This is a genomic window from Nocardia sp. NPDC051321, from assembly GCF_044455225.1.
GTDB lineage: Bacteria > Actinomycetota > Actinomycetes > Mycobacteriales > Mycobacteriaceae > Nocardia.
Window position 1 is genome coordinate 645,558 of the sequence record NZ_JBITEM010000002.1, and the last position, 26,762, is coordinate 672,319.

Annotated in this window: 22 protein-coding genes; 7 read left to right on the forward strand and 15 right to left on the reverse strand. The window is 62.4% G+C overall.

Translation table 11 applies throughout. The features are described 5' to 3' along the window. Positions 1-35: 35 nt before the first annotated feature. Entirely contained in the window at positions 36-1,139 is a 1,104-nt protein-coding gene (locus ACIA8C_RS07055; protein WP_397131760.1) for a PQQ-dependent sugar dehydrogenase, read from the reverse strand. A gap of 248 nt (positions 1,140-1,387) precedes the next feature. Here ACIA8C_RS07055 and ACIA8C_RS07060 point away from each other — a divergent pair, with 248 nt between their 5' ends. Next, a complete protein-coding gene (locus tag ACIA8C_RS07060) occupies positions 1,388-2,236 on the forward strand; it encodes a DoxX family protein (RefSeq protein WP_397131762.1) in 849 nt (282 codons plus the stop codon). Between the two features lie 382 nt (positions 2,237-2,618). Here the strand turns inward: ACIA8C_RS07060 and ilvD are convergent, their stop codons facing one another. Next, positions 2,619-4,505 (reverse strand): dihydroxy-acid dehydratase, encoded by a 1,887-nt coding sequence (gene ilvD / locus ACIA8C_RS07065; RefSeq protein WP_397131764.1) that lies wholly within the window; start codon positions 4,503-4,505, stop codon positions 2,619-2,621. Positions 4,506-4,936: 431 nt separating this feature from the next. Then, positions 4,937-5,617, reverse strand: a complete 681-nt coding sequence (locus tag ACIA8C_RS07070; RefSeq protein WP_397131766.1) for a PH domain-containing protein — start codon at positions 5,615-5,617, stop codon at positions 4,937-4,939. Positions 5,618-5,945: 328 nt separating this feature from the next. Between ACIA8C_RS07070 and ACIA8C_RS07075 the strand changes: the two genes are divergently transcribed. The 4 genes from ACIA8C_RS07075 (at position 5,946) to ACIA8C_RS07090 (ending at position 10,085) form a co-directional block, all read left to right on the forward strand. Further along, a complete protein-coding gene (locus ACIA8C_RS07075; protein ID WP_397131768.1) occupies positions 5,946-7,874 on the forward strand; it encodes an acetolactate synthase large subunit in 1,929 nt (642 codons plus the stop codon). After that, positions 7,871-8,374, forward strand: a complete 504-nt coding sequence (ilvN, locus tag ACIA8C_RS07080) for an acetolactate synthase small subunit (RefSeq protein WP_069163889.1) — start codon at positions 7,871-7,873, stop codon at positions 8,372-8,374. The genes ACIA8C_RS07075 and ilvN overlap by 4 nt, the downstream gene beginning before the upstream one ends. 139 nt (positions 8,375-8,513) lie before the next feature. Then, positions 8,514-9,515: a ketol-acid reductoisomerase gene (gene ilvC, locus ACIA8C_RS07085; RefSeq protein WP_397131835.1), complete on the forward strand. Its 1,002-nt coding sequence runs from the start codon at positions 8,514-8,516 to the stop codon at positions 9,513-9,515. A gap of 186 nt (positions 9,516-9,701) precedes the next feature. Continuing rightward, complete coding sequence (locus tag ACIA8C_RS07090; RefSeq protein ID WP_397131770.1) at positions 9,702-10,085, forward strand: VOC family protein; 384 nt, start codon at positions 9,702-9,704, stop codon at positions 10,083-10,085. A gap of 72 nt (positions 10,086-10,157) precedes the next feature. Here ACIA8C_RS07090 and ACIA8C_RS07095 read toward each other — a convergent pair whose 3' ends face one another. From ACIA8C_RS07095 to ACIA8C_RS07105, 3 genes are all read right to left on the reverse strand, one after another. After that, complete coding sequence (locus tag ACIA8C_RS07095) at positions 10,158-10,463, reverse strand: hypothetical protein (RefSeq protein ID WP_397131772.1); 306 nt, start codon at positions 10,461-10,463, stop codon at positions 10,158-10,160. An 818-nt stretch (positions 10,464-11,281) separates the two neighbouring features. Further along, positions 11,282-12,502 (reverse strand): cation:proton antiporter, encoded by a 1,221-nt coding sequence (locus ACIA8C_RS07100; RefSeq protein WP_397131774.1) that lies wholly within the window; start codon positions 12,500-12,502, stop codon positions 11,282-11,284. A gap of 177 nt (positions 12,503-12,679) precedes the next feature. Further along, the gene (locus ACIA8C_RS07105; RefSeq protein ID WP_397131776.1) at positions 12,680-13,099 is read right to left on the reverse strand and encodes a PPOX class F420-dependent oxidoreductase; all 420 of its coding nucleotides are present in this window, start codon (positions 13,097-13,099) and stop codon (positions 12,680-12,682) included. A 96-nt stretch (positions 13,100-13,195) separates the two neighbouring features. Between ACIA8C_RS07105 and ACIA8C_RS07110 the strand changes: the two genes are divergently transcribed. Further along, entirely contained in the window at positions 13,196-14,074 is an 879-nt protein-coding gene (locus tag ACIA8C_RS07110; protein ID WP_397131778.1) for an AAA family ATPase, read from the forward strand. Positions 14,075-14,082: 8 nt separating this feature from the next. On the opposite strand, the gene ACIA8C_RS07115 is transcribed toward ACIA8C_RS07110, so the two are convergent. Continuing rightward, a complete protein-coding gene (locus ACIA8C_RS07115; protein WP_397131780.1) occupies positions 14,083-14,487 on the reverse strand; it encodes a hypothetical protein in 405 nt (134 codons plus the stop codon). A gap of 284 nt (positions 14,488-14,771) precedes the next feature. On the opposite strand from ACIA8C_RS07115, the gene ACIA8C_RS07120 reads away from it, so the two are divergent. After that, on the forward strand, positions 14,772-16,193 hold the full coding sequence (locus tag ACIA8C_RS07120) for a VWA domain-containing protein (protein ID WP_397131782.1): 1,422 nt from the start codon (positions 14,772-14,774) through the stop codon (positions 16,191-16,193). A gap of 227 nt (positions 16,194-16,420) precedes the next feature. Here the strand turns inward: ACIA8C_RS07120 and ACIA8C_RS07125 are convergent, their stop codons facing one another. The 8 genes from ACIA8C_RS07125 to ACIA8C_RS07160 form a co-directional block, all read right to left on the reverse strand. After that, complete coding sequence (locus tag ACIA8C_RS07125; RefSeq protein ID WP_397131784.1) at positions 16,421-16,900, reverse strand: very short patch repair endonuclease; 480 nt, start codon at positions 16,898-16,900, stop codon at positions 16,421-16,423. Positions 16,901-17,220: 320 nt separating this feature from the next. Continuing rightward, entirely contained in the window at positions 17,221-18,522 is a 1,302-nt protein-coding gene (locus ACIA8C_RS07130; RefSeq protein ID WP_397131786.1) for a DNA cytosine methyltransferase, read from the reverse strand. Between the two features lie 32 nt (positions 18,523-18,554). Further along, positions 18,555-19,181, reverse strand: coding sequence for a hypothetical protein (locus ACIA8C_RS07135; protein ID WP_397131788.1), 627 nt, complete (start codon positions 19,179-19,181; stop codon positions 18,555-18,557). 5 nt (positions 19,182-19,186) lie between these two features. Then, positions 19,187-22,030: a Z1 domain-containing protein gene (locus ACIA8C_RS07140; protein WP_397131790.1), complete on the reverse strand. Its 2,844-nt coding sequence runs from the start codon at positions 22,028-22,030 to the stop codon at positions 19,187-19,189. Then, positions 22,030-22,884: a PD-(D/E)XK motif protein gene (locus ACIA8C_RS07145; protein WP_397131837.1), complete on the reverse strand. Its 855-nt coding sequence runs from the start codon at positions 22,882-22,884 to the stop codon at positions 22,030-22,032. Before ACIA8C_RS07145 ends, ACIA8C_RS07140 begins: the two co-directional genes overlap by 1 nt. Before the next feature lie 137 nt (positions 22,885-23,021). Next, positions 23,022-24,524: an ATP-binding protein gene (locus ACIA8C_RS07150; protein ID WP_397131792.1), complete on the reverse strand. Its 1,503-nt coding sequence runs from the start codon at positions 24,522-24,524 to the stop codon at positions 23,022-23,024. A 192-nt stretch (positions 24,525-24,716) separates the two neighbouring features. Further along, complete coding sequence (locus ACIA8C_RS07155) at positions 24,717-25,556, reverse strand: TIGR02391 family protein (RefSeq protein ID WP_397131795.1); 840 nt, start codon at positions 25,554-25,556, stop codon at positions 24,717-24,719. A 645-nt stretch (positions 25,557-26,201) separates the two neighbouring features. Further along, the gene (locus ACIA8C_RS07160) at positions 26,202-26,447 is read right to left on the reverse strand and encodes a hypothetical protein (RefSeq protein ID WP_397131797.1); all 246 of its coding nucleotides are present in this window, start codon (positions 26,445-26,447) and stop codon (positions 26,202-26,204) included. Positions 26,448-26,762 lie beyond the last annotated feature (315 nt).

A 26,762-nucleotide genomic window follows, 5' to 3' on the forward strand; every position in this document is an offset into this window, starting at 1 on the left:
CCGCGGAGTCGGCCCTTTATCGTTTCGCCCGGCGACTAGTCCGGGCCGTTGCCACCGGCCTGCGGCGGCGGAATGCGCACTACCCGATCATCATTCGGGGTCGGCTGGCCGTCGGTCTTGTTGACGGTGCCGACCCAGATGGTGCCGTCCGCGCCGACCGCGGCACCGCCGAGCTGGCCGTACTTGTCCTGCGCGACCAGGGTCGGGGCGGCGGTGACCGCGTGGGTGGTCGCGTCGGCCGCCGCGATGGCGAGGGCCTTGGCCTTGGTGAGCGCGATCGCGACACCATCGGTCGCGGCGGCGCAGCCCGCGACACCGGGGCGGTCCGGCCAGGTCCACGCGGTGGTGACCACGCCGTCGGCGCCGAGCCGCTGCAGCCGGTCCTCGACGGCGGTGCGGTCGGTGATCCAGACGCTGTCTTTGCTGTCCCGGCAGACATCACCCGCGACCCCGATGCCCGACACCGCGACCTCCGCGGTGGCGCCCGGCGCGGGAGAGTTCACCCGCAGCAGCTTGCCCGCCAGCGAGGACGGGGAGTTCGCGGCACCGGGATTGCCCGCGTCGCCGGTGAGCACCAGCATCTGGGTCGGCGTGGCGAAGTCGATGGCGCCGTGGTTTCCGCTGAGCCCCTTCGGAATTCCGGTCAGGATGTCCTTGGGCGCACCACCGCCGGGGGCGATGCGAACCACCCGATTGTCGCTGGGCGTGGTGATGTAGGCGTAGATCAGCCCGTCCTCCTGGAAGGTCGGGGAGAGCGCGATGTCGTTGAGCCCGCCGTCGCTGGAGCCGTCCACATCCACCCGCGCGAACTCCGACGGCGGCATATCCGGCGCCACCTTGAGGATGCGTCCGGTGCGCCGCTCGGCGACCAGCGCGCCATCGCCGAGCGCGACCAAGCCACCCGTGGTGTCCAGACAGGTCGCCACCACCGCCGGATCCGGGTCGATGCACGGCCCACTGGGCCGGGTGGTCGACGTCGGCGGCTGTGACGGTTTCTTCGGGTCGATGTTCGCCCCGTGCAGCGTCGGCTCCGGCGTGAACGGGCTCGACGCCGAATCATCGAACCGCGCACATCCGGTCACCAGGACCGACCCGAGCGCCAAGCTCACCGCAACGCGACCAACGACAACCAACCTCATAGCTCAGACGTTACGGAAAACCGTCCGGCGCCGCCCCTCCGGCCCACCGATGTGGGCCAACGGGTTTTGCTGACACCGGTCGGTCCCGGAAAATCCATGCCCCCTACCGGGATGGCTCGCACTCAGCACAAATACCCAATCGCGACAGAAGCGGCACGTTCACCGGCTCGTGTCGGCGGAAATTTGTCGACCACCACGCCGTGGTGTTAGGGGCCCGCGGTGGGGCGGCGCAGCATAGGGTATTGGCCGTGACCGAGAAGCCGAAAGACACATCCGACCCCTCGGCGGCCCGCAGTACCGTGCCGTCCACGGCTGAGCAGTCGGCGGTGTCGACCACCGGTCGAGGTGTGAGTTCTCCTTTTGATTCGCCGACCGAGCAGTTTCCCAAGTTGACCAAGGACGTCCCGCGCACCGACGACGAACTCGGCCTCGACCCGCAGGTGCCGTCGGTCGGCGACTCGCCGGACGCGCCCCCCGCCTACGCCTACGCCAGCATCCCGCCCGCCGCGAACGCGCCGAACGACACCGGAAGGCTGCGCCGCCGCAACGGCGACAGTCGCCGCGGCACACTGGATTTCGGCCTGTTCCTGCTGCGCCTGATCGTCGGCGGCGTCTTCATCTACCACGGCCTGCAGAAGCTGACCGGGTGGTTCAACGGCCCCGGCCTCGACGGCACCCGCGACATGATGGCCAGCGGCGGCTGGGACCACCAGACCCTAGCGGCCATCCTGGTCACCATCGGCGAACTCGGCGGCGGCGTACTGCTCGTCCTCGGCCTGGCCACCCCGTTCGCCGCGGGCGCGGTGCTCGCGGTCATCCTCGACGCCTGGGCCTGGAAGCAGGGCATGATCCCCGGCTTCCAATTCAAGGCCGCGGTCCCCACCGGCGTCGAACTCGAAAGCATTCTCGCGGGCACCGCCGCCGTCATCATCCTGACGGGCCCCGGCCGGTGGTCCTTCGACCGCAACCGAGGCTGGGCAACCCGCCCCTTCGCTGGATCGTTCGTCGTCCTGGTCCTGGCCATAGCCGCTGCGATCGGCACCTACTGGTACCTGCACGGCGGCAACCCCTTCACCGGCATCGGCCCCTTCGACTAACCCGCCCGACCCCAAACCTCCGGCGCCCCTCGCACTTCCGAGGGGCGCCGTTTCGTCTGTCCAGACTGTGCATGGTGGCGGCTGGGTCGCGTAGGTCTGCCAGTAGGTCGCGCTCAATGGTCCTGACCCGCTGACCTCCCACTCCGCCGCTGGTTGGGCCGCGCGGTGATGCGCGGGGGAACCCAGCGTCGAGTAGATCGCGCCACCATCCACCGCTTGGCAGCACGTTGCAGCTCATCGAGCGAGACATGGCGGCCGGGTCGAGTAGGCAGCGCCTTTACTTGTCGGCCGCTGTCATGCGTGACTACTGATTTCGTATGGACATGGGTAACTCACCGGGTACGGGCCACCTTGACCCGCACCTGACCGGCGGTCGCCAACGTTACGTACGTGGCACCTGAGTCTGGCCTGAATATCCGGAGAGGCGGGCGGGCACGTGCCGGACGGCGCCCTTGTCGGCGGAGGTGGCCAGCGCGGCGTAGGCGCGGAGCGCGGTGGTGACGGTGCGGTCGCGGTTGACGGGGTGCCAAGGCCGTTCGGAGGCTTCCATTTTGGCGCGCCGCTCGGCGAGCACGGCGTCGTCGACGAGGACCTCGAGGGCCCGGGTGCTGACGTCGATGCGGATCTGGTCGCCGGTTTCGATCAGGCCGATGGTGCCGCCGCTGGCCGCCTCGGGGGAGATGTGGCCGATGGACAGGCCCGAGGTGCCGCCGGAGAAGCGGCCGTCGGTGATCAGCGCGCACTGCTTGCCGAGACCGGCGCCCTTCAGGAATGCGGTGGGGTGCAACATTTCCTGCATGCCAGGACCGCCCGCGGGGCCCTCGTAGCGGACCACGAGCACGTCACCCGCCTTGATCTTCTTGCCGAGGATGGCCGACACGGCCTCCTCCTGAGATTCCACGACGAGCGCCGGTCCCTGGAAGGTGAACAGCTCCTCATCGATGCCCGCGGTCTTGAGCACGGCACCGTCGGGAGCGATGTTGCCGCGCAACACAACCAGGCCACCCTCCCTGGTGTAAGCGTGCTCGAAGTCGCGGATGCAGCCACCTGCGGCATCGGTGTCGAGCGAGGACCAGCGGTTCTCGGTGGAGAACGGCTCGACCGTGCGCACGCCACCCGGCGCGGCGTGGAACAGCTCGATCGCTTCCTCGGATGCCTTGCCGGAGCGGATATCCCAGGTGTCGAGCCACTCGTCGAAGCTGCGCGTGTGCACGGTGCTCACGTCGGTCTCCAGCAGGCCCGCTCGCCGCAGCTCGCCGAGGATGGCGGGGATGCCGCCGGCCCGGTGCACGTCTTCCATGTGGTAGTCGGAGTTGGGCGACACCTTCGACAGGGTCGGCACCCGGCGGCTGGTCTCCTCGATGGTGTGCAGATCGAAGTCGACCTCGCCCTCCTGCGCGGCCGCGAGAGTGTGCAGCACCGTGTTGGTGGAGCCGCCCATCGCCACGTCGAGGGCCATCGCGTTGCGGAAAGCCTTGGCATTGGCCACGTTTCGCGGCAGCACCGACGCGTCGTCCTCGCGGTACCAGCGGTTGGCGATGTCGACAACCACGGTGCCCGCCCGCTCGAACAGCGACCGGCGCGCGGCGTGGGTGGCGAGCGTGGAACCGTTGCCGGGCAACGCGAGTCCGAGCGCCTCGGTGAGGCAGTTCATCGAGTTCGCGGTGAACATGCCCGAGCACGAGCCGCAGGTCGGGCACGCGGACCGCTCGACCTCGCTCAAACCTTCTTCGGACACAGCCTGATTCGCGCTCGCGGAGATCGCGGTGATCAGGTCGGTCGGCGCCTGCGCGACACCGCCGACGACGACGGCCTTACCCGCCTCCATCGGCCCACCGGACACGAACACCGTCGGAATGTTCAGTCGCATAGCGGCATTCAGCATGCCGGGGGTGATCTTGTCGCAGTTGGAGATGCACACCAGCGCGTCGGCGGTGTGCGCGTTCACCATGTATTCGACCGAGTCGGCGATGATTTCGCGCGACGGCAGCGAGTAGAGCATGCCGCCGTGGCCCATCGCGATGCCGTCGTCGACCGCGATGGTGTGGAACTCGCGTGGCACGCCGCCCGCGGCGCGCACCGCCTCGGCCACGATCTCGCCGACGTTCTTCAAGTGCACGTGGCCGGGCACGAACTGGGTGTAGGAGTTCGAGATGGCGACGATCGGCTTGCCGAAGTCGGAGTCGGTCATGCCGGTGGCGCGCCAGAGTGCGCGGGCGCCTGCGGCATTGCGGCCGACGGTGGTGGTGCGTGAACGAAGCGGTGGCATTGATGGTCCTCGATCTGGGTCGCGGGGGCTGGGGTGCGACTGCGCAGAGTTAGCTCGGCGGCCGCTCCACGGTACTCCCGCGTGGGTGTCGGCCTACCTGCCGGTCAGTGCGGCTCGTGGCCGTCGCCGGTGAACCGTTCTCGGTGTCAGTCCGTGCTGGTGTCGCCGCGAAGGGTGTTCGTCGACGCTGACGGTGTCGCCGGAGTTGCCGGACCGCCGGGCTGCGGTGTGCGCGCCGAAGATCGGTCCTCCCGGCACGGGCACCGCTTCGCCGACAACATCGTACCGTCGGGAATTGTTCCGGATCGCGCTGATTGCGGTGTCATCGTCGCGCCCGTAACAACCGCGCTCGTTCCCGCACACCTGTTGATTCCTCACATGCCGAATCGCATGCGATTACCTGTGCGGCCGATCAGGAGGTGTGCGGCCAACTACTCGGAGCGGTCGGGCTCGCCCGTCGTGGCTTCGCGGTCGGGCTTGACGGTCTTGGACTCGGCGGTCTTGGACTCGGCGGTCTCGGGCTTGGCGGTCTTGGACTCGGCGGTCTCGGGCTTGGCGGTCTCGGACTCGGCGGTCTCGGGCTTGGCGGTCTTGGACTCGGCGGTCTTGGACTCGGCGTTGGCCTCGGCCTCGGCCTCGGCCGGCTTCGGCGCGGCAGGCGGCACCGCGTACGGATCCGGGATCCGCCCCTGCGACGCGACCGCGAGGTCGCGCACCCGGTCGTAACTCACCGCGGGCAGTTTCACCTCGGTCCCGTCGACCAGATCGGCGCGTACGTATCCACGTTTCGGGATGCGCACCCCCTTCAGCTGAGACCAGTCCAGGTGCCGCGACCCGAACACGGTCCGCAAGTCCAGCCCGTCCGGGGAGACCGTCGTCTGCGTCCGCAGCACCCATACGGTTACCGCGACGGGGATCAGCAGCAACCACCACAGCCCGATCGGCCAGCCGACGAACATGAAGAACACGCACATGAACAGGATGAACACGCCGAGGAAGGCCAGGCGTGGGATGCGGATCACAGTGGCGGCCGAGCCACCACCCGTGTCCGATCCCTCGGGCGCGGTGTGGGACGATTTAGCCGGTGGCACGGACTGATGCGGTGATGACACACCACCATCCTCGCATCCTGGTGAAGGACCCAAGCAGCCGCACTATCCCACATAATGGGACCTGTTTGACTCTTCGGCTCACGCACACATACCGTCATGCGCGTGAATCGAAACGAGCTTCTCGTAATCGGCCGGCGCGTCCAGCGTTGAGCCTGACTATCTGAGTCGAATACGTCAGCTCGCGTTGCGACGCGCCACCCTCGAACAGCCATGCGCTGTCGGGGGCTTTTTTGTGTTCGGGTGAATATCCGCACGTGGCAAGTCGCAAGACACCGCATGTCAGATACAAATCCGGGGTCAGAACGACAAGCAGTTAGGAACGAAGACGGTGAGTGCACCAACCGCACGGCCCGGGCCATCGGCCCGCAGGCCAGCGCCCTCGGCGAGTCAGCCGACAGCGCCCGCTGGCAGTTCGACGACGTCGGCCAACCGCCGCCAGCTCCCGCCCGAGCGGGTCAGCGGCGCGCAGTCGGTCGTCCGCACGCTCGAGGAGCTCGGCGTCGACACCGTATTCGGCATTCCCGGTGGCGCGATTCTCCCGGTCTACGACCCGCTGTTCGACTCGACCAAGGTACGTCACGTGCTGGTCAGGCACGAGCAGGGCGCGGGTCACGCCGCGACCGGTTATGCCCAGGCCTCCGGTAAGGTCGGCGTCTGCATGGCGACCTCGGGTCCCGGCGCGACCAACCTGGTCACGCCGATCGCCGACGCGCAGATGGACTCGGTGCCGATCGTCGCGATCACCGGCCAGGTCGGCCGCGGACTGATCGGCACGGACGCCTTCCAAGAGGCCGACATCTCCGGCATCACCATGCCGATCACCAAGCACAACTTCCTCATCACCGAGGGCATCGACATCCCGCGGATCATTGCCGAGGCGTTCTACCTGGCCGCCAGCGGTCGCCCGGGCGCCGTGCTCGTCGACATCCCGAAGGACGTGCTGCAGATGCAGACGACCTTCAGCTGGCCGCCGGAAATGCGGCTGCCCGGCTACCGTCCGGTCACCAAGCCGCACGGCAAGCAGGTGCGCGAGGCCGCCCGGATGATCTTGGAAGCCAAGTCGCCCGTGCTCTACGTCGGTGGCGGCGTGATCAAGGCCGATGCCTCGCCCGAGCTGCTCGAACTGGCCGAGATGACCGGCATCCCCGTGGTCACCACGCTGATGGCGCGCGGCGCGTTCCCGGACAGCCACCAGCTCAACATGGGCATGCCCGGCATGCACGGCACCGTGGGAGCCGTTGCGGCACTGCAGCGCTCGGATCTGCTGATCACCCTCGGCGCCCGCTTCGACGACCGGGTCACCGGCCAGCTCGACTCGTTCGCGCCGGACGCACGGGTGATCCACGCCGACATCGACCCGGCCGAGATCGGCAAGAACCGGCATGCGGACGTGCCGATCGTCGGTGACTGCCGCGAGGTGATCGTCGAGCTGATCGAGACCTTGAAGGCCGATCCGGCGGCGAAGTCCCCGCTGCTCGACCTCACCGAATGGTGGAAGTACCTCGACGGCGTCCGCAAGAACTACCCGCTCGGCTGGACCAAGCCCAGCGACGGATCGCTCTCGCCCGAGTTCGTCATCGAGGCGCTCGGCCGCCTGGCCGGACCCGACGCCATCTACTGTGCAGGCGTCGGCCAGCACCAGATGTGGGCCGCGCAGTTCATCAAGTACGAAAAGCCGCGCACCTGGCTGAATTCCGGTGGTCTCGGCACCATGGGCTACGCCGTTCCGGCCGCCATGGGCGCCAAGATGGGCGCGCCGGACAAAGAGGTGTGGGCGGTCGACGGTGACGGCTGCTTCCAGATGACCAACCAGGAGTTGGCCACCTGTGCCGTCGAGGGCGTGCCGATCAAGGTCGCGCTGATCAACAACGGCAACCTCGGCATGGTCCGCCAGTGGCAGACGCTGTTCTACCAGGAGCGTTACTCCAACACCGACCTCGGCACGCACACCCTGCGCATCCCCGACTTCGTCAAGCTCGCGGAAGCCCTCGGCTGCGTCGGCATCCGGGTGGAGCGCGAGGAGGACGTGGAGGACGCGATCCGTCAGGCGCAGGCCATCACCGACCGTCCCGTGGTGATCGACTTCATCGTCGGCAAGGACGCCCAGGTGTGGCCGATGGTCGCCGCAGGCACCAGCAACGACGAGATCATGGCCGCCCACGGCATCCGCCCGCTGTTCGACGACGACGAGCAGGCCAGCGAGCCCGCCGTCATCCACGAGGCGATGTCGCACGAGAAGAACAAGGTGACGGAATGAGTACTACGCACACGCTGAGTGTGCTTGTCGAGGACAAGCCTGGCGTGCTGGCGCGAGTCGCGGCGCTGTTCTCCCGGCGCGGCTTCAATATCGAGTCGCTGGCGGTCGGCGGCACCGAGATTCCGGAGATCTCCCGGATGACCATCGTCGTCACCGTCGAGGACCTGCCGCTCGAGCAGGTCACCAAGCAGCTCAACAAGCTGATCAACGTCATCAAGATCGTGGAGCAGGATTCCGACACCTCGGTTGCCCGCGAACTGATCCTGGTGAAGGTTCGCGCCGATGCCAGCGTGCGGACCCAGGTGATCGAGGCGGTTACGCTCTTCCGGGCGAAAGTGATCGACGTCTCCCCGGACGCGCTCACCGTCGAGGCGACCGGAACCCGGTCCAAGCTCGACGCGCTGCTGCGCATGCTGGAACCGTACGGAATCCGGGAGATCGTGCAGTCCGGTGTCGTCGCGGTCGGCCGTGGTCCGAAGTCGATCACTGCGACTCGCTAGCGCTCGCCGCTGGGTGCCCAAAGGACGGGCTGGCCGGCTAACGCTCGCCGCGCTGTGTTCGTGCTGAATCGCTTCCAACTAAACAACTTTCAAACCTAAGCAAAGTATCCAGAAGGGAACCAACCAAGTGGCAGTCGAGATGTTCTACGACGATGACGCCGACCTGTCGATCATCCAGGGCCGCAAGGTCGCTGTCATCGGCTACGGCAGCCAGGGCCACGCGCACTCGCTGAGCCTGCGCGACTCCGGTGTCGAGGTCAGGGTCGGCCTCGCGGAGGGTTCGAAGTCGCGGCCGAAGGCCGAAGAGGCGGGTCTGACCGTCGGCACCCCGGCCGAGGTTTCGGCGTGGGCCGACGTGATCATGGTGCTGGCCCCCGACACCGCGCAGGCGTCGATCTTCACCAACGACATCGAGCCCAACCTGAAGGACGGCGACGCGCTGTTCTTCGGCCACGGCCTCAACATCCACTTCGGCCTGATCAAGGCGCCGGAGTTCATCACCGTCGCGATGGTCGCCCCGAAGGGCCCCGGCCACCTGGTGCGTCGTCAGTTCGTCGACGGCAAGGGTGTGCCCGCGCTGATCGCCGTCGATCAGGATCCGAAGGGTGAGGGTCAGGCGCTCGCGCTGTCCTACGCGAAGGCGATCGGTGGTGCCCGCGCCGGCGTCATCAAGACCACCTTCAAGGAAGAGACCGAGACCGACCTGTTCGGTGAGCAGGCCGTGCTCTGTGGTGGCACCGAAGAGCTGGTCAAGGCCGGTTTCGAGGTCATGGTCGAGGCCGGCTACGCGCCCGAGATGGCGTACTTCGAGGTGCTGCACGAGCTCAAGCTCATCGTCGACCTGATGTACGAGGGTGGCATCGCCCGGATGAACTACTCGGTCTCCGACACCGCCGAGTTCGGTGGCTACCTGTCGGGCCCGCGGGTCATCGACAAGGACACCAAGAAGCGGATGCAGGACATCCTCAAGGACATCCAGGACGGTAGCTTCGTCAAGCGCCTCGTCGCCAACGTCGAGGGCGGCAACAAGGAGCTCGAGGGTCTGCGCAAGGCCAACGCCGAGCACCCGATCGAGGTCACCGGCGCCAAGCTGCGCGGGCTGATGAGCTGGGTCGACCGGCCGATCACCGAAACCGCCTGAGTTTCAGCCGAACAGCGGCCCGGCACCGAAATGGTGCCGGGCCGTTTGTTGTTCGCGGGTCAGCGATTCGAGTGGAGGCGGCTGGGAGCGGTCTGCGTGGACATTTTCGCCGCCGCCGCGGCAAATACCGCCCGTGTTGCGCCGAAAATGTCCGTTCAGGACGGGTGGCATCCGTAGCCTTCGCCTATGACGTCACTCGCCGCCGCCGAAGTCATCGCGTTCGCACCGTCGACGGACCTGGAGCGGTCGCGGCGGTTCTTCGGCGAGGTGCTCGGGCTAGAGGTCGTCGAGGTGACACCGTTCGCGTGTGTAGTCCGCAACGGGGGCACCATGATCCGGGTCACCGCGGTGCAGAAGCTTGTTCCGCAGGCCTTCACCGTGCTGGGGTGGGCGGTCTCCGATATCGCGGGCACCGTCGCTGAACTCGCCTCGCGCGGTGTGGAATTCGTTCGATACGAGGGACTGGACCAGGGTGACAACGGTGTGTGGACCACGCCTGGTGGTGACATGGTCGTGTGGTTCACCGATCCGGACGGAAACGTATTGTCGCTGACCGAGTTCGTGAGCTGAGCCGTGCGACCGAACGGCTTATCGAGATGAACTGAACGGCCCGGCTCCGCAACGGTGCCGGGCCGAAGTGTTCTAGCTGCTGCCGAACAGCCCGTGCGGCCGGTTCTGCCGGAACTGCCAGAACGGATCCTGATCGTGGCCGCGATCGGAGAACGGGCCGTTGTTGCAGCGCCAGTCCTTGAACGGACCGAAGTCGCAGTTGGGATCGTGGCGCGGATGGTGATGCCGGACCTCGGTGACGCCCGGGACGCCGACGTGCGCGTCGGCCGACGCTGGAATAGCCAACGCGGTCAACGGAACCGCGACGATCGCACCGGCGACAGCCACTCGAGCCAGCATGCGGCGCGAATTAGTGGACTTGGTTGTGGAGAACAACATGGATCCTTTCACTCTGCGGTGAACTGTTCGTTCACCATCCCCCGCTGCGGTCTGTCCACGCGAGCGCGCACGGCGGTCGCTGGGACAGGTCGGGATCAACTGTGTCGCCGCTGCTTTGCGAGCGCCCCCGGCAAACCCGGCGCAGCACCGACTGCACGGTCTCACTCTCGCGCATTTCGCCCGAAAGGTCACGGGTGTTGGCACGTCTACGGAAATTTTCAACCTGGGGTACTAGGGGTTAACCCTCAGTGGCGCAACAGGCTCCGAATATCGATGGCATCGATGTCAGGGGCACGCTATCGGGGTTGCGGCAGTTGTCCTGGGTTCGGACCGCGAGGGCGGCGTCCGCCCCTCGGCCTAACTTGGCACCCCAGGATGCTACGTCGAGTGACACTGCGGCAGGGCCTACTCGGTGTTTGCCACCACCAGTGCCACTCGTGTGCTGACTTCGGGACGGGTCTGCAGGCCGACGAGTTGAATGGCACCGTTTCGCTAGCCATGTGCCCTCGCGATCTGAGCGAACTATTTCGTCCCGTCCGCCGCGCTGTGGTGTTTCTTCCCGCGTGGCGACCGCGCTCTGCTGCGCGGACCAGCTGGTGATTCGTGGCTTCGGCCGTGGCGCGTAGTGCAGCCGAGATACGCATCGCGACGGGCGCCGACCAGTAGGTGGCCCAGCCTGCCGCCACATCGGACAACGCGACTCGCAGGCGGCGTCTCTGGCCGCCGTACTTGCGGCGTTGCGCGCGTGCAACTTTCGGCAGTGGGCGCCGCTAGCGGTTGCTCGTCTCGCAGTTGAATGGCTCGCTCATCCCATCCTGTCAGTCATGTGCACCGCCGATCGCGTTGTCGCGCCGCCGCTTTCCCAGATGCTCGGCGACGAGCGGTGCACCGATTCCGTGCAGGACGACACTGCCCACGACCACCACCAACGTCACGCCGATCACGAGGTACGCGTCGTCGTCTTTGTGTAATCCATTGAAAGCCAGCAGCGCGAACACGATCGACGCCACTCCACGCGGCCCGAGCAGGCCGAGCATGAGTCGCTCACGTTGGGTGAAGGGCGAGCCGAGCAACGAGATCCCGACCGGAACGAGGCGCACCACCGTCAGCGCGAGCAGCCCATAGACGACGACCTGCCAGCTGAGCCAGCCAAAACTGGCCGCCGCGATATTCCCGACCGCGAACCACATGGCCAGACCGCAGAATTCGGCGACGTCCTCGGTCGACTGCAGCGGCTCTCCCGGCAGCTCCCGCCGCGTGGCGCTGTAGGCGATGCCCGCGAGGAAGGCAGCGACGAATCCGTTGCCGTCCACCCACACCGCGATGCTGTAGGTCAGCACAGGTATCGCGATCGTCCCGATGCGCACCGCCCTGGCGTCGGTCCACCGATGGCGGACAGCGTAGGTCATGCAGTATCCGGCCAGCCCGCCCACGGCGAGGCCGATGAGTATCGATTTCAGCACCGACGGCACCGCCTGTCCGAGCGCGTGCAGCGCCTGGTCCGACTCCGCGCTGGCCTCGGCCGCCGCAAGCGCGAACAGGAAGATCGGCGCGACAAGTCCGTCGTTGAACCCGCTCTCCAAATTGAGCGCGTGCCGAACCCGTTCCGGCACACGTAGATCCCGCACGATCGCCTGCGCGGGCACCAGGTCGATGGGGATGACGATGCAGGCGATCAACAGGAGCACCGTCCACGAAACACCCGGCAGGAGAGCGAATCCCAGCAGGTAGGCGGCGGCGAGACTCAGCGGGAACGCGATGAACAGCAGCCGGAAGATCCCCGTGTGCCTGCGCCCCGACAGCCCGTCGCGAACCTCCGTCGCATCGGTGAAAAGGAACAGCGCCAAGATGAATTCGACGACTCGCTGCGCCGAATCGGTGTTGACCGCCGCGGCCAGCCAGTGGTCGCTGCTCCAACTCACCAGCGCGCCGACCACCACCATGGCCAGCGGCGCGGTCACCTTCCAGCGGGCCATCGAGCGCGATAGGCAGGACCACACCAGGATGACCGCCATCGTCGCGGCGATCGCAATGAACATGAGTCTCCCGATTCGTCATGGCGCGGGACCTCCGGGCTCGCCCACCCGGCACACTGACAGCAAACGTAGAGCTTACTCGAGGCGCTCCGTCGTGGCTGGTCCAGCTCGGGATTTCATGATCAACGGGGGGATGCGGGCGGCCCGCTGCGAATGTGGCCGCCCCCTGTCCGGTCCGGCCTATTGGACGGTGCGAGATACCCCTTCCGGGTTGGCTGGATCGAGGTGCCAACTTCTGATGCTGCGCGGGTGGATGCGGATGATGTCGTGCGAGAACCACTCAGGCGCGACCGGGGGAACATCCACCGTCATGGTCTCCGCCACGCCGCGGATTTCGACTCCGCGTCCCCAGCCAGGTTTGACAGCACCGAGCTCATCCGGGGTCATATCGTCGATGAGGAGGCTGACCATCGGGTTGGCCAGGATGTTGCGATAGCGTTTGGTCGCGGCGTGATTCGGCCCGCCGATATCGATGGTGCCGTCTGGGTTCAGCCGGAACCCGAGCGGGCTGACCTGCGGCGCCCCTTCGGGCGAGACGGTGGCGAGCCGGGCCAGACTCTGGCCGGCGAGGTAGGCGCGTTCGACGTCGGTGAAACTCATATCGCGACCCTAGAACCTCAATCGCAGTTCAGATCAAGCCTCGCGACACCGTGCGGATCTGGAGTCACCGAGTCCGGGCGATCTAGACTTCTACTGATGAGTAAGTTCTTCGGCTCCGTCGACGAGGTGACCCGGCGGCTCACCGATGCCGGGTACCTCCCGTCCATCGACATCGCCACCGCCGTCTTCCTCGCCGACCACCTCGGCAAGCCCCTCCTGATCGAGGGGCCCGCGGGCGTGGGCAAAACGGAGCTGGCCAAGGCCGTCGCCGCCGCGTCGACCGCCGACCTCATCCGCCTGCAGTGCTACGAAGGCATTGACGAGGCGCGCGCCCTCTACGAGTGGAATCACGCCAAACAACTGCTCCGCATCACCGCCGAACGTGCGGGCTGGGACGACACCCGCGACCACGTCTTCACCGAGGACTTCCTCCTCGCCCGTCCGCTCCTGGCCGCCATCCGCAACCCGGACCCCACCGTGCTGCTCATCGACGAACTCGACAAGGCCGACGTCGAACTGGAGGGCCTGCTGCTCGAGGTGCTCGGCGACTATCAGGTGAGCATTCCCGAACTCGGCACCATCACCGCCGTCCGCAAGCCCTTCGTCATAGTCACCTCCAACGCCAACCGCGACCTCTCCGAAGCATTGAAGCGCCGCTGCCTCTACCTCCACATCGACTACCCCACAGCCGAATTGGAACGAGCCATCGTCCGCATGAAGGTCCCCGAACTAGACGAAGCCCTCGGCGATCCGGTGGTCCGCGTCGTCGGCGCGCTACGCGAACTCTCCCTGCGCAAGCCGCCCTCCATCGCCGAAACCGTCGACTGGGCAAGAACTCTCGTCACCCTCGGCACCCGCTCCCTGACCGGCGGAGTCATCCGCTCCACCCTCGGCGTATTGCTGAAATATCAAGCGGACCACCGCATTGCGACCGAACGGCTGTCGCTGGACTCCGATGAGGGGACGCAGCGGTGAGTGGACGCTCAGTAGTCGCAGAGTTTGATCCATTCGAAATTGCCGTTGCGATCATCGAGATTGCTGGAATAGCCGCGACTCTCGAGCAAGAACAATCCGGCACCCTCGACGTACGGCACGGCGAGGTCGAAGTCGCTGGCGCGGTAGATGACCCACTTGCTGTCCCGAGCGCCCAACATGCGCGCGTTGTCAGCGGCATCGAGGAAGCCCATGAAGAAGAAGTCGTGGGTCTCCCAAGAACCGACGGTGCCGTCGAAGTCAGGGAACGCGGACTGGTACGTATGCGCGTAAAAGTAGCCTCGATGCCCCGCGGACCCGGAACAGCTTCCAGAGGTGGAATCGGCGTGGGCGGGCCCGATGCCGGTCAGCGGGGTAGCCACCACGGCCAAGAACATGAACAGAACTCGCTTCATAAATGCCACGCTAAAGCGCCAACTTGCCCTGCCGATCATCGCAACATCATCAGCGCCTCACCCGACTGGCTCCCGACCTCGGCCGGCGTCGAGTTCTCTGCGTCCGAGCCGAAATCCGGAGGTCGGGGCCTAGCGACCGCCGATCACATCGCGGCCGGACTTGTGCTCTCCGCGCCGAACGCCATTGCGCGGGCGGGAGGCTGGGATGGTGCGGCAACCGTCGGTCGCCGCGCGGCCGAGCGATTCATGTTGTCCCCGAGCACCATGGTCCGAATGGAGGCGGCATGACGTCTACCCGCCGCGGGGCAACTGCACCGCAACAGCCCTCCGACACGATCACCGATCGCCTTGTCGAGTTCGTCGGACTACTCCGCGACCACGGAATCACCGCAGGCCCCAGCGAGACGATCGATGCCGCCGAAGCAATGCTCGCCCTCGGCCTGTCCGACCGGAACCGGCTGCGGTCGGGTATGGCGGCTTGCCTTCTTCGCCGCAGCGGCCAACGCGCCGTCTTCGACCAACTCTTCGATCTCTATTTCTTGACCACCAAGACCCCGCAGGCGACGGCCGCCGCGACACCGGAATCCGTTGAGTCGCTGCGTGATCGACTGGCCACGGCACTCACCGAGGACGACCCGGACGCCGCCGCCGACCTCGCCCGTCAAGCCCTGACCCAACTCGGCGCCTACGGGGGAGCGGGCAACGGCCAATCCGACACCCCCGTCACCACCGCCTCCGGCGCAGGCTGGTCCTCCTACCTGACCATGAGATCCCTACGCCCAGAAGACCTTATCGATCGCATCGTCGCAGGCATGGCCGGCGCGACCGACCTCGACACCGCCGTCCGCACCATCGAAGCCAACCGCCGCCTCACCCAATTCCGCACCGCAGTTCAAACCGAGGCCCGCCTACGCTCCGTCCAACTCCGCGGCACCGAATACATCGCCCGCCGCGGCGTAGACTCCAGCCCCGACCAAATCGATTTCCTCGGCGCCCGCGAACAAGACCTAGCCGAAATGCGCCGCCTAGTAACCCCTTTGGCCCGCAAACTAGCCACCCGCCTAGCCGCCCGCCGCCGCAAGTCTGTCCGTGGCCAAATAGACATGCGCCGCACCCTCCGCCGCTCCATGTCCACCGGCGGCGTCCCCATCACCCCCGTCCTCCGCTCCCGCAAACACGGCCGCCCCGACCTGGTAGTCCTAGCCGACCTCTCCGGCTCCGTAACCGGCTTCGCCGAATTCACCCTCCAACTAATCCAAGCTCTCCAAGACCAATTCACCAAGGTCCGCAGCTTCGGCTTCATAGACACCTGCGACGAAATCACCAACTACTTCACCCCCGGCGAACCCCCCACCCCCGGCCTAGCCGCCCGAATAGTCCGCGACGCCAACGTAGCCCGCTACGGCAGCAGCAACTACGGCGAATCCCTACAAGGCTTCACCGACAACTACCTCGACGCACTAGGCCCCCGCACCTCCCTCCTAATCCTCGGCGACGCCCGAACCAACCGCACCGACCCCAACCTCCCCGCCCTCCAAACCATGTGCGACAGAGCCAAACACGCCTACTGGCTAAACCCAGAACCCTCCCGCTCCTGGTCCACCGGCGACTCCGCCGCCCACGTCTACGCCAACCACATCACCATGCACGAGTGCCGCAACGTCAAACAGCTCGCGGAAGTCGTCGGCCACCTTTTTGTTGCCTGATATGAATGGTGGCGACTGATCGAACTAGACAGAATAGGAAATGGCACGTGTCCAAGCGTTCCCCCGCGGGTTAAGTATGTATAAACACAGCGTATAAATATTTTCGCAATCGATGGAATATGACAAATTTCTAACGCTGAGGACTCGAAGTGAGGTTCCCGTCGTCGTAGAGAGCTGTCATGTCAACATTATTTCAGCCTGTAACAAATCGCCTTTCGGCGTCGGGTTTAGCCGCGGCGAACGACAGAGCTCATTTGTCGACGGGAGGTTACGGTGTCGGCAATCATACGAGCGGCAATATCCGGATCATCGTGTTCCCAAACGCGGATGACCTGCCAGCCAGCTTCTATCAGCAGGCGGTCGGTTTCGCGGTCGCGGGCCTGAGTTCCTGCAATCTTCAAGCTCCAGAATTCGCTGTTCTTATGAGAGGGCCGATAGTGTTCGGGGCAGCCGTGCCAGTAACAGCCATCGCAGAAGACCGCGACCTTTGGGCCTATGAAAACCACATCCGCCCTGCGACGGACATCGGGCAATGGTCGAGTATCTACCCGATAGTGCAGGCCATGCTGGCGAATCGCAGAACGCAACGCAAGCTCCGGATTTGTGTCTCTTCCCCGATTACCGCGCATCACTGCCCGTACAGCTGGAGAGCTCGCCCAGGAGCTCTCCGGTTCAGCGGACGTCGGGATCAGATTCTTTTCCTTCACAAGGCGCCACGCCTGCATGAGGTTCTGCCGACGAGTCCTGCGGTCGACTTCACCTACATATTTCGTGGGGTACCTACCCCTGTCGGACCATCGGACGTAGGCACGGATACGGCGGGTTTTGGTGTAGAGCTTCAACTCGATCGACGCGCATGAGACTCGGCCAGGACTAAGGTTGACCAGACGGTTGTGGTGACCGCCGGCGGCGCGGTCCTGTTCGACGGTTCTGGCAGCTCGGTCCAGCCCCGCTGGGCACCTCCATGCGCGATCAGGCGGAAGGCTGTCCTTCCATTTGCTTGAGTTCCGGGTAGTCATACGATCCTCTATCGTGCCGATTCTGCCTCTTTAAGAGCAGTCGCAACAGCTAATGCGAACGCCTGACCCAGAAGTACCGGGACAGCATTGCCCAGCTGTCGCATTTTTTCACCACGCGGACCCGCAAGCTGCCAGTGATCGGGAAATGTCATAACTCTCGCGGTCTCACGAACGGTCATATACCTGTGCGTCCCGTCGTCCAAGAGCATCACTGACTCTCCGCCAGGTACGCCATGAACGCCAGCCTTTACAGTCTTGGCTGGACGGTCCAACTCGTTAGGTGTGTGCCCGCGGTAAATACGTGCATCGGGCCAGCCGACGTGGTCGGTGAAACCGCCTAGCTTACGATCCAAACGATCGAGATGCTGAGAGAGGATAGCAGGCAAAGGGCCCTGATTCTCATCAATCCCCTTGAGTTCAATTCCCTTAAGGGCGTCGCGAAGCGTTCGCCAGGGCAATTTACGATCTTCATCTGGTGAGAGCAACGTTCGTGGTGGGAGTCGCGCGATCACCCGTTCGCGCACATCCGTGGGAACCTCCGAGTGTCGATCCCAATAAGGTCCTTTGGGGCGCATATCCTCGTACAGGCTTTCCTCAGAGTATTGGGGCTCAATGAGCTCTTCGAACCGGTCGAAGCTCACTCCCAGATCGCGGCGAAAGGCAATAATTATGACCCGATTTCTAATCTGCGGAACGCCGTAATCCGCTGCATTGACCTCGTAATGTTTAACATCATATTGTGTTTCATCGGGAGGCGGGCTCATCGCAAGCTTATCGCGCAGTATCTGATCGTGATCGCGCCAGTTAGCGCCATCGGCTCGTTTCTCAAACGGCAGTGACAACTCGCGCTTGATATAGTCGAAATAGGGTTTGAATGAAGGGCGTAATAGTCCGCGAACGTTCTCGCAAATTACGGCCTTGGGGCTCATCTCGGTTATCGCGCGAAACATGTGCGGGAAGCCGTTACGGTCGTCCTCATCTCCCTTGGCAGTTCCTCCGAGGGAAAACGGTTGACACGGTGGTCCGCCCGCCAGAACGTCGACGTTGTGGCGCTTCAGATAGTGGAAGTCAACCTTGTCCACATCTCCGACAATGAGAGGCGTTCGCTCCCGCGGTCCCGGAACGTCCGGTCGTTCGGCTGCTTCAAAAGCTGTAGCTTTATTATTGATCGCGAGAGTCTCGCAGGCGCGCTTGGCGAACTCATTGAAGAGCAGCGGGCGAAACCCCGCGCTCTCGACCGCCATCGCCAAACCGCCAGCACCCGCGAATAATTCGACGGATGTGCGCGCCTTCTGAGACCTGCTAGTCATCAGCAAACCATACCGCGGGAACTCAGCGACAGCTACGTTGTTGGCAGCCGACACGAGGCGGATCTCACGAAAATGAGGTGTCGTTCCGCGTAGCGGAGATCTACACGGCAATGTTCCGCGATCTTGGACTGTTTGATGCGCAAACCTTCGTCCACGGTACGGCCTGCTCGTGTGGTCACGATGATCATCGGCCGTGCGGGCAGGTCGATCGCGGCGCTCACCGCTGCCCAAAGTAGGTCACGGAACGTCGTCGGCTTGCCCCAGCAGACGTAGCGAGTCTCCGAGCCGTTGGTGGCGGAACAGTGCATCGGCTTCTCCGCAATCGAATTCGCCACGATCGTCCACTCCGCTCCGAGGGCATCTTGGAGCATGCGCTCTGGACTGGGGTAACGCTTCGTGACAAACTCCGCGTACGCGCCGACGCCCTCCAAAGCGCGACCGTACTCTTTGAGTGGGCCGTCCTTAAGCCAGACTCGGATGCCATCGGTGGTGTACCAGTCGGCAAGGCGACCGCCTATCTCATAGTCCTCAATCCAGAGCGCGTACTGCTCGGACTTTCGTCCTGGCGGCATCGATTCCCAATCGAGATCCTCGACCTGTCGGTACAAAGCCCGGATCACGGCTTCGCGCTCGTCGCGGGGAATCTCAAGTTCTGACACGTCACCTACCCCTCGATGACCGAGTAGCTTGGCATCGTCGAGTCAACAACTTGGTATTGAAGGGGACGCTGACCCCGCGGCATGACCGCATCTGGTAGCCGCAGGCTGATTGCCAGTACAACACCTTTGGGATCCGCCTCGATATCAGTAGCCGATGCGAACACGGCCTTCTTCACGACTGGATACAGAATGAGCCATCCTGTTCGTGGAGTCTCTATCCTCAGCGCATCGACTGCCGCTCGGTGGGCGCTCGTCGAGTTGCCGCGCAAACTGTCGGAAGCCATCGTGCGCCCGTGCAGGCTGAACGGGCCTAGACCACGTAGCGTCGCGCGGCGCCCGCTCTTCAACTTGGGAATGACGATTCTCCAGTTATCGATACGATCTTTGAGCGACCTGAGCCAATTAACGTCTGGTGCAAATGTATCGCTGTACGCCCATGTCAAACCTTCCAGCGCACACATCATCTCGTTGTGGGTAACCGTCCCGACGAACGCGCCGAACCTCTGGGTGCCAGGTCCTATTTCCACTTCGCTATTCGCTGCGGCAAGCAGCGGGACGCAAACATCAATATTGTGGTCAAGCGCGACCTGATCATTCAACTTCGGATAGCCGGAGCTAGGTTCCTTGTTCGGGGTTCGTCGTTCGATGAGTCGCGCGTTGTACATCTTTGCTGCGGTTGTGGGACGCAACTTGTGACTGCTGACGACAGGCGCGACGTCACCCGGCGTAACCAGGGGACGCCCGTCCACCATTTCCGCGAATTGTGCCAGCTCCGTGCGGAAGTCTTCCTCGTCACGGCAAATGGATTCGAAGGTGTCGTGCAGGTCAGGTGTTACGTAGAGCCGAACAAGGTCGCGATAGCTATCACGGAAACCAAACCAGCGGCCCATTTGCATAAGGGCATCGGCACTCTTGACCTCACGACGATAGTAAGACACTGTCAAACCCTCGACAGTGAACCCACGTGCCAGCTTATTGCCCCCGACTAAAATACGCCAAACGTTGTGTTGACTGAAGTTCAACTCTTCCTGCTCGATATCAGTGTCGCTGTTAACCACCAAAACAGGGTTTCCACCGGGGCAGATCTTCATTACCGTTTGCCCGAGATACGGGACAAGATCGTCGAATGTGTCGGGTATAGGCCGGGTCGGAGCCAGTGCACGTGCTACGGGTAAAATATCCGCCTCGTACAACTCACGCAATCGTGAATGGCAGCTGGTCGACAGGTATCCGGCTTTGTTCCAGACATCGCGAATGGCATCAGACTTGACTCGGTGGGCGGCCGTCTTCATCGCTTCATGTACAAGCATCGTATGGTGGTCGAATCGACCGCGCCCAGTCAGCTCAAGGAAGGTCTTCACCACGCCGGACAGGACGAACGAATCCATCGCCTCAAGGAGTTCGGCACGCTCATCCTTGTTGGACAGCAGTCGAACATGTGCCTTCTCCTTCGAATTGGTGAAGTTACGCTCCCCCGGCGGGATCGAAGAGTCCAGATCATGGAAGTCCTCGGCACCCATATACCCTGGTGGGCGTTCCAGCGAAATCAAGAAACTCTTTGGGAAGATGTCTTCGGCGTCAGTTGGGTCGACAAACACATTTGCGAACGGCGTCGCTGTGTACCCGACGTACTGACCACGTGGAAGCTTTCCAAGTAGCTGTGAGATCAGAGCGTTGATGCTGGTACGTTCGCGCTTTCCATCGCGCCAATGATTCGGGTTGCTGGTGTTGATCGAAGCTTGATCCGACTCATCATCGATGATCAAGGCGGGGATCTGGTGGAGACGAGTAGTAATTACGCCGAGGTCACGAACCAACTTCTCTAGAACCCCTTTGTTCTTCTTGACGACGACGAGACGAGCATCGGCGCTGAAGAGGTTATCCGGGTGCATCAACGGTTTCGTACGATCGCGTCGTTCGAAGTCGAGCGCCGTGATCCCTTGTTGGAGGCTTCGATAATCGAAGTGACGCGTAGTCATTCGATGGATATCCGGACGGCCAGCATCGGAGGGTCTGCATCCATGACTGACGAATCCGCTGTTAGCCCATTTCCGGTCATCCTGATAGTCGACACCGGCGAGGGCTTCAGCATCGCCGGTGTCAATACCTCGCAGGATGTTCTCTATGCCAACTAATTCGATGTCCAGACGGCGTTGCGTCTGTTCACGCAGTACGTTGGTTGTACCCGTGAGAACAATGATCAAACGGTAGCCGGCATCTACCGCTTTGGCAATTACGCCAGTGAAGTTGGCAGTCTTGCCACTCTGTACGTAGCCGACCACTAGACCCTTGACTTGGTGCGCACTCCCGGTTGGGTTGCTGAGTCGCTCCACCACATGCGTCGTTGCGCAGTCAAGTTTGCTGACAGCCTCCGCAGACCAGCCACTCTGGGTTTGTAGATAATGTTGATAGTGGTCCCAATAAAAGTTGTGGCGCTGTTGGATTTCGGTCGTGTACCACGGATCCCACGACTCAGCGATGACGATGGTGCCGTCTCGCTCTGCAATCGGAAATAGCCTGTCGAACTGACCTGACAGAGAGATATCTAGGTTTAATCCGAAATAAATACGATCTCGTCGGGCGCGTGTATTCGATTCGGTATCGTCGGTCCAAGGCGACCCGCCAATTCGTGCGTTATCCCAAGTGCGGAGTGCTAGACCAAGCGCCATTGGCAGCTCATCATTCGGATTAGCTGAATTCAGGTAGGAGGACAGTTCGTCGTTGGACGGCGCAACCACCACGTCCAGATCCTCGGCGGCGCTTGATGCCTTGCGATTGAGGTCGCGTGGTCCGGTCCGTTTCATACCGTCGAGCGCGATGAGGTAAGCGGTGACAAGCGACTCTGTCATTAATCCCTCTCGTTCGCTATAGCAGCCGCTACTTCGGTAGGTAACGGTCCATCGCTCGAATATCCGGTCAGATCAATCCGATAACGAACGTCCGGTAATCTCGCCAAATCTCCACCGGAGGCCACGATCATTTCTGGAACGAGCCTCGGGAAATTTCCGGTCACTGGCCAAGCGAGCGAGCGGCCACGGCGTACCCATCGTGTTAGACATTCGTCCGCGAAGCGATCCGCCCATCCTGCGTACCGCAATCCGCGCTCAAGCGCTTCTCGGGGTGCGCCCTCGCCGATCGCTGCGCGTGAATCACGAATCAACTCCGGCAGGCGCGCACCGGAATCGGGTCCTGCCTCCGTAAGTTGATGTGAAACTAGCCAGAGGGGGCGGTTGGTCGTGGGAACTAGTTGCGTTAACGAACTTATCCAATGCATGCGTCGTTCGGTCGACGTAGTCTTCACCTCGACGTCAAGCTCAGGGAATCCGAAATCGTGTTCCGCGGCACCGCCTCGCCAGCTGTTTGCGGCGACCGATCGACCGAATATGGCCAAAATACCCCTGACTGTTAAGAGCTCACCGACCAGTGCGATCTCACGTTCAACGGTCATTGTCGGAACTTCTCGCAATAGAGCATTGAGATTCTCTAAGGTAATTCGCAGCGCTGCAGTTACCGTCATTTTCTCGATCTGAATCCGATCCGCCATCGAGCAGAGAGGACCGTAAGCATCTCGAAACAATGACGGATCATCTATTACTACCTCAAGGAAAGTCGAATCACCTTTCAGTGTGGTGCGGGTAGAAACGTTTTCCAACCGAGTATCTGGTGGTCGCTCACTCGACGAGTACGCTACTCTTAGGCCCATTTCGCTCGTGTGAGGCTCTATGAAGATGAGGACATCCGGTGAACCCGCAATCGGGTGGACGACAGGCACCTGACTTGTGAGGTATCTCTCGAAATTTGCAAGAGATAGATGCCGCGTCTCGGGTTGAACTGAGGCGTTCACTGTCGCTCAGCCTTTACCGCTATCGTCAAAAGCTCCTGCCACATGTCGATATTGTCCTTGTCTCTAGGTCCAAACCGTTCACCCTCAAACAGATTCGCGGCGAGCAAGTAAATTAATGTCTTTAGCAGCGGAAGATCGTTTAATCCTGCCCGTTTGCCTCCGAGTAGCTTATGGCGATACCGCTTATTGAGCCAAACGGTATGAGTATCCCGTTCTAATTCGAAGAACATATCATTGTCGAATTCTCGCCAACGAATGCCTATGCGAGCGTCTCCTGGAACTGGCGGTATCTCTCTTTCGATCGCTGTTCGTAGCAGGGTGGGGAGGCCGTGGCCGGGGTGGATCATTGGACGTCGGCTCTTTTTGCGTTCTTGCGATTTACGATATACTTGCTCGGCCACTGCGAGATAATCGTTGAGCGCGGTGCCGTCGTCGGATTCCGCAGTGGAGCATATGCGAGAGAATTCGAGGCCGACCACCACTTTCGACTTCTCGGCATTCATCATGAAGAGTCCAGGGGGTGCATCGGTGATGTCGATTTCAACCCGCGCTAGCTGTAAACGAGGATGCTGGGTATGAATTCCGTCCCAGCCTCCAAACTGCAGCAGTCGGTCTCGGCGATAGAAATAGAGTCCTTGAAACCTGGCAGGTTCGCCAGACAAGCGGAACTCTCGGAGGCTAGACCTCCCGGGCCAGATATGGCAACGGAATAATAATTCTTTTCCGGGTATCGTAGACTTAATCTCTTTCGGGTAGTCTATTCGAGCGGACCTGCTGTAGCCGAATGGATTCAGGGGAGTCACTGGGATTCGTGTTGGTCTCAATTCTTGTTCTGCGTCGTATACCTCGAATGAGATACTCAGCCGGCGATTGGATAGAAATCTGTGGAAAACAAGACCCAAATGCTCACATGCCGCGTTGATAGTTCGACTAATAAACTCTTCGGCACGACTGATGTCAGCGCCTGTCGGAAATGCACTCACCTCGTCCCAGCGAATTATCGTGCCGGTACCTAATTCTGGCAAATTGAATTGTGTGCCAAGTTCTGAGGCCGCGAACTCTTCTGGCACGATTCCGCAAACTGAACCGTTCGTTATTTCATTGAGCCGCCACTGGCGCCCCACCGCCGGGTGGCCCTCGGACCGGGATATGACTGTGAGGCATTGCGCTTGACTGAAGGAGGCTGCCTTTAGGCCTACGCCGAAGTGGCCGAGGTCATCTGGGCCATAATCCTTCCGTCCCCCCACGGTCATCGCCAGGTCAATTTGTTTGGGCGACATGCCGAGACCGTCGTCCATAACGTAGAGCGACTTCGGGCCGTCAACTGAGCGGATGAGTCTAATGACTACATTTCTTGCGGACGCATCGATGCTGTTGTCGATCAGGTCGGCGAGAGCCGTTTCGAACGAATGATTGCGTCCGATCGCGTCTGAGACTCGCGGATCGGGCGGTAACTCGACCGCGCCTTCGATTGGTACGTACGATCGCCACTCGGTCATCGTACGGCTCCCCTCTGTCCCTACTTCGCCAAAGAAGTGTCCCCCCTCGGCTCTATGCTGTCGATGGACTTGCTGGACGTTAGCCTTTACTGCCTGGCTCCTTCAATGCTTATCGCACCGATGGCAAGGATTGTTCCAGTGTGCCCGATCTGCCATCCTCAACCGCGGCTCTCCTGCGTTGGCGCGGGTCAACTACGAGCTGAGTTTGGCTCGGTCAAGCGCGCGATGCATCGCGCTGACGACGTGCAGCCACTCCACCACTTCGTCAAGGTCGAAGTGTGGGTCGGCAGGTCTGTGAGCTCGGGGGTTGCGGGCGGCCCGGAACAGCGCCATGCCGAGATGCATGTACCCGTCCTGTTCGCTGACCTCTGTTTTTGACGCACCATCGTTTAGCGCGATCAACCTCTTGCTACCCAGAGCTTGCGATACAAGGGACGCTCCATCCTCATCCGCGATGCCGCTCATCTGCCGCAGACGTGCCCCGATGCTCTTACATGCCTCCTCCAGTGCGTCATCACCGTGGCCGTTTCGAAGTCTCGCAATCGCTCCGGCCCTGATTGCCGGATGGAGGTACCGCAGTCGGTCCTCAATCGCCCCAGGACTATCAGCTGCCGCTCCGGTCTGGATCGGGTGGTCGATGATCTGCAGTATGTACTCTTGCATGCGACGGGCAAGGGACTCGCAACTGACCTGTACCGGACCTGATACGTAGATCCATGAGGTATCGCTGCTGTGTTTGCATAAGCTAATAGATAGCGACCAATCGGATCCGCCTTCATCGTTCTTAGAGAACCGAGCCATCGTCACCTTGGTTACATCCCTGACGTCACTCCCGAGGGTGACACGAGCATCCAGTATCGAATTATACCGACCGTGCAGTTGGTTAATGCCGGCGATGTCAACCCTCGACCCGACGTTGGGCCATTGGCTGGTGACGCGGTCCATCTCTTGGTCGATCTTGTGTATCAGACGCCAGTCCTGATGGTGGCTATGAGGGATCCGCGCGTTCGCACTGTAGTCACGTCTCGTCACCGAAGTACCCCCATGTCAAGTGCGCGCCTGCGTATCGTCCAGGAAAGCAACATAATTCCATGCCAGGTTGAGAGCTACACGCTGAGGTCCACCTAATCGATGGCGTGCAACAGGTACTGCGACGGGTGCGTAGTCTGGGCGGGCGGGCCGTCCTTGCCCGGTATCTCGATGTTATGTGAACCTGGCAGTGCTGAAGCCCGTGGAACGCGGTCTTGCTGGGCGTAACAGCCGGGGTCAATGCTGTAGGGCTGAGCTGGTGAAGCTTCGTGTACGGCCGTTCCATGGCCGAGCTACCTGTGGTGTGTTGATGCCGTCCGAGGAGTCTGACGTTCATCGATGCCCACAAAAGTCTTCATGCTAGCGGCCAGCTGCGCTTGGCACGACGTTGAAGCAACCAACTTAGCGTTGTGGAGCCTGGTTGTCAGCCGCCGTTAACAGCTGGGCGTTTGTTCATAACAATCGCCCAGTAGCTCGATTGTCCGCCCGGCCTCGAGAAGTGGACGAGTAGAATTGATTGTGTGGGGAGTTGCGAGTCGATGGCTCGCATTCTCAGGCTTACTTCAAGCTCGCAAGATGGGATTGAGTCGCATAAGCCCGAAAGGGTGTGGAGTATTGGATCATCCAATCCAAGGATGGACCATTAGTTCATCTATCACCTTCGGTTCCCAGGACCGTGCGTCGCTCCGGAAGAGTAGTCAATCGTTTCAGTTCAACGAAGAAACTGCTAGAGAACTTGTTGACGTTCTCCGTGAAGCTTTCGGCGACAAGGATATGTGTGACGCTGATCTGGAAGAACGGCGCCTTGTCACGGCTCATGGGAAGGATCCGAGACGGTTTCGGCAGCTCATTACTGGTGACGAAGCTGCCGGTGACCTTGTAGCTATGGCTCACCGCTGGAAACGGGTCGCGCGGTTTCGCCGTCTGTTGAGCGGCGACGCATATTTTGCGGAGGAGGAGGCTGACAATTGTTCGAGGCGAGGAAAGAACCAGTCTGGCAACGGTTCTTTGAAGAGAACCCGTGGATCTTCGGAGTATCTCTTGCTGGACAGCTGTTGACCTCCTGGGGTCACGAAAGCTCGAACAGATCGTTGCGGGGTCATCAGTATATGGATGAGGTTCCCCCCGAATCGTGGACAGGGGGTTAAGCGGCTTTAGTTGCCGCGGTGAGTGACTTCTCGTAATCGTCGGGACTGAGCATCCCGATGC

What these genes read in the sequence shown, in the direction of transcription:
- ACIA8C_RS07055 (WP_397131760.1), bottom strand. Translation starts at nt 1,139, where the DNA reads ATGAGGTTGGTTGTCGTTGGTCGCGTTGCGGTGAGCTTGGCGCTCGGG.
- ilvD (WP_397131764.1), bottom strand. Translation starts at nt 4,505, where the DNA reads ATGCCACCGCTTCGTTCACGCACCACCACCGTCGGCCGCAATGCCGCA.
- ilvN (WP_069163889.1), top strand. Translation starts at nt 7,871, where the DNA reads ATGAGTACTACGCACACGCTGAGTGTGCTTGTCGAGGACAAGCCTGGC.
- ilvC (WP_397131835.1), top strand. Translation starts at nt 8,514, where the DNA reads ATGTTCTACGACGATGACGCCGACCTGTCGATCATCCAGGGCCGCAAG.
- ACIA8C_RS07090 (WP_397131770.1), top strand. Translation starts at nt 9,702, where the DNA reads ATGACGTCACTCGCCGCCGCCGAAGTCATCGCGTTCGCACCGTCGACG.
- ACIA8C_RS07095 (WP_397131772.1), bottom strand. Translation starts at nt 10,463, where the DNA reads ATGTTGTTCTCCACAACCAAGTCCACTAATTCGCGCCGCATGCTGGCT.
- ACIA8C_RS07100 (WP_397131774.1), bottom strand. Translation starts at nt 12,502, where the DNA reads ATGTTCATTGCGATCGCCGCGACGATGGCGGTCATCCTGGTGTGGTCC.
- ACIA8C_RS07105 (WP_397131776.1), bottom strand. Translation starts at nt 13,099, where the DNA reads ATGAGTTTCACCGACGTCGAACGCGCCTACCTCGCCGGCCAGAGTCTG.
- ACIA8C_RS07110 (WP_397131778.1), top strand. Translation starts at nt 13,196, where the DNA reads ATGAGTAAGTTCTTCGGCTCCGTCGACGAGGTGACCCGGCGGCTCACC.
- ACIA8C_RS07115 (WP_397131780.1), bottom strand. Translation starts at nt 14,487, where the DNA reads ATGAAGCGAGTTCTGTTCATGTTCTTGGCCGTGGTGGCTACCCCGCTG.
- ACIA8C_RS07120 (WP_397131782.1), top strand. Translation starts at nt 14,772, where the DNA reads ATGACGTCTACCCGCCGCGGGGCAACTGCACCGCAACAGCCCTCCGAC.
- ACIA8C_RS07130 (WP_397131786.1), bottom strand. Translation starts at nt 18,522, where the DNA reads ATGACTAGCAGGTCTCAGAAGGCGCGCACATCCGTCGAATTATTCGCG.
- ACIA8C_RS07140 (WP_397131790.1), bottom strand. Translation starts at nt 22,030, where the DNA reads ATGACAGAGTCGCTTGTCACCGCTTACCTCATCGCGCTCGACGGTATG.
- ACIA8C_RS07145 (WP_397131837.1), bottom strand. Translation starts at nt 22,884, where the DNA reads ATGGGCCTAAGAGTAGCGTACTCGTCGAGTGAGCGACCACCAGATACT.
- ACIA8C_RS07150 (WP_397131792.1), bottom strand. Translation starts at nt 24,524, where the DNA reads ATGACCGAGTGGCGATCGTACGTACCAATCGAAGGCGCGGTCGAGTTA.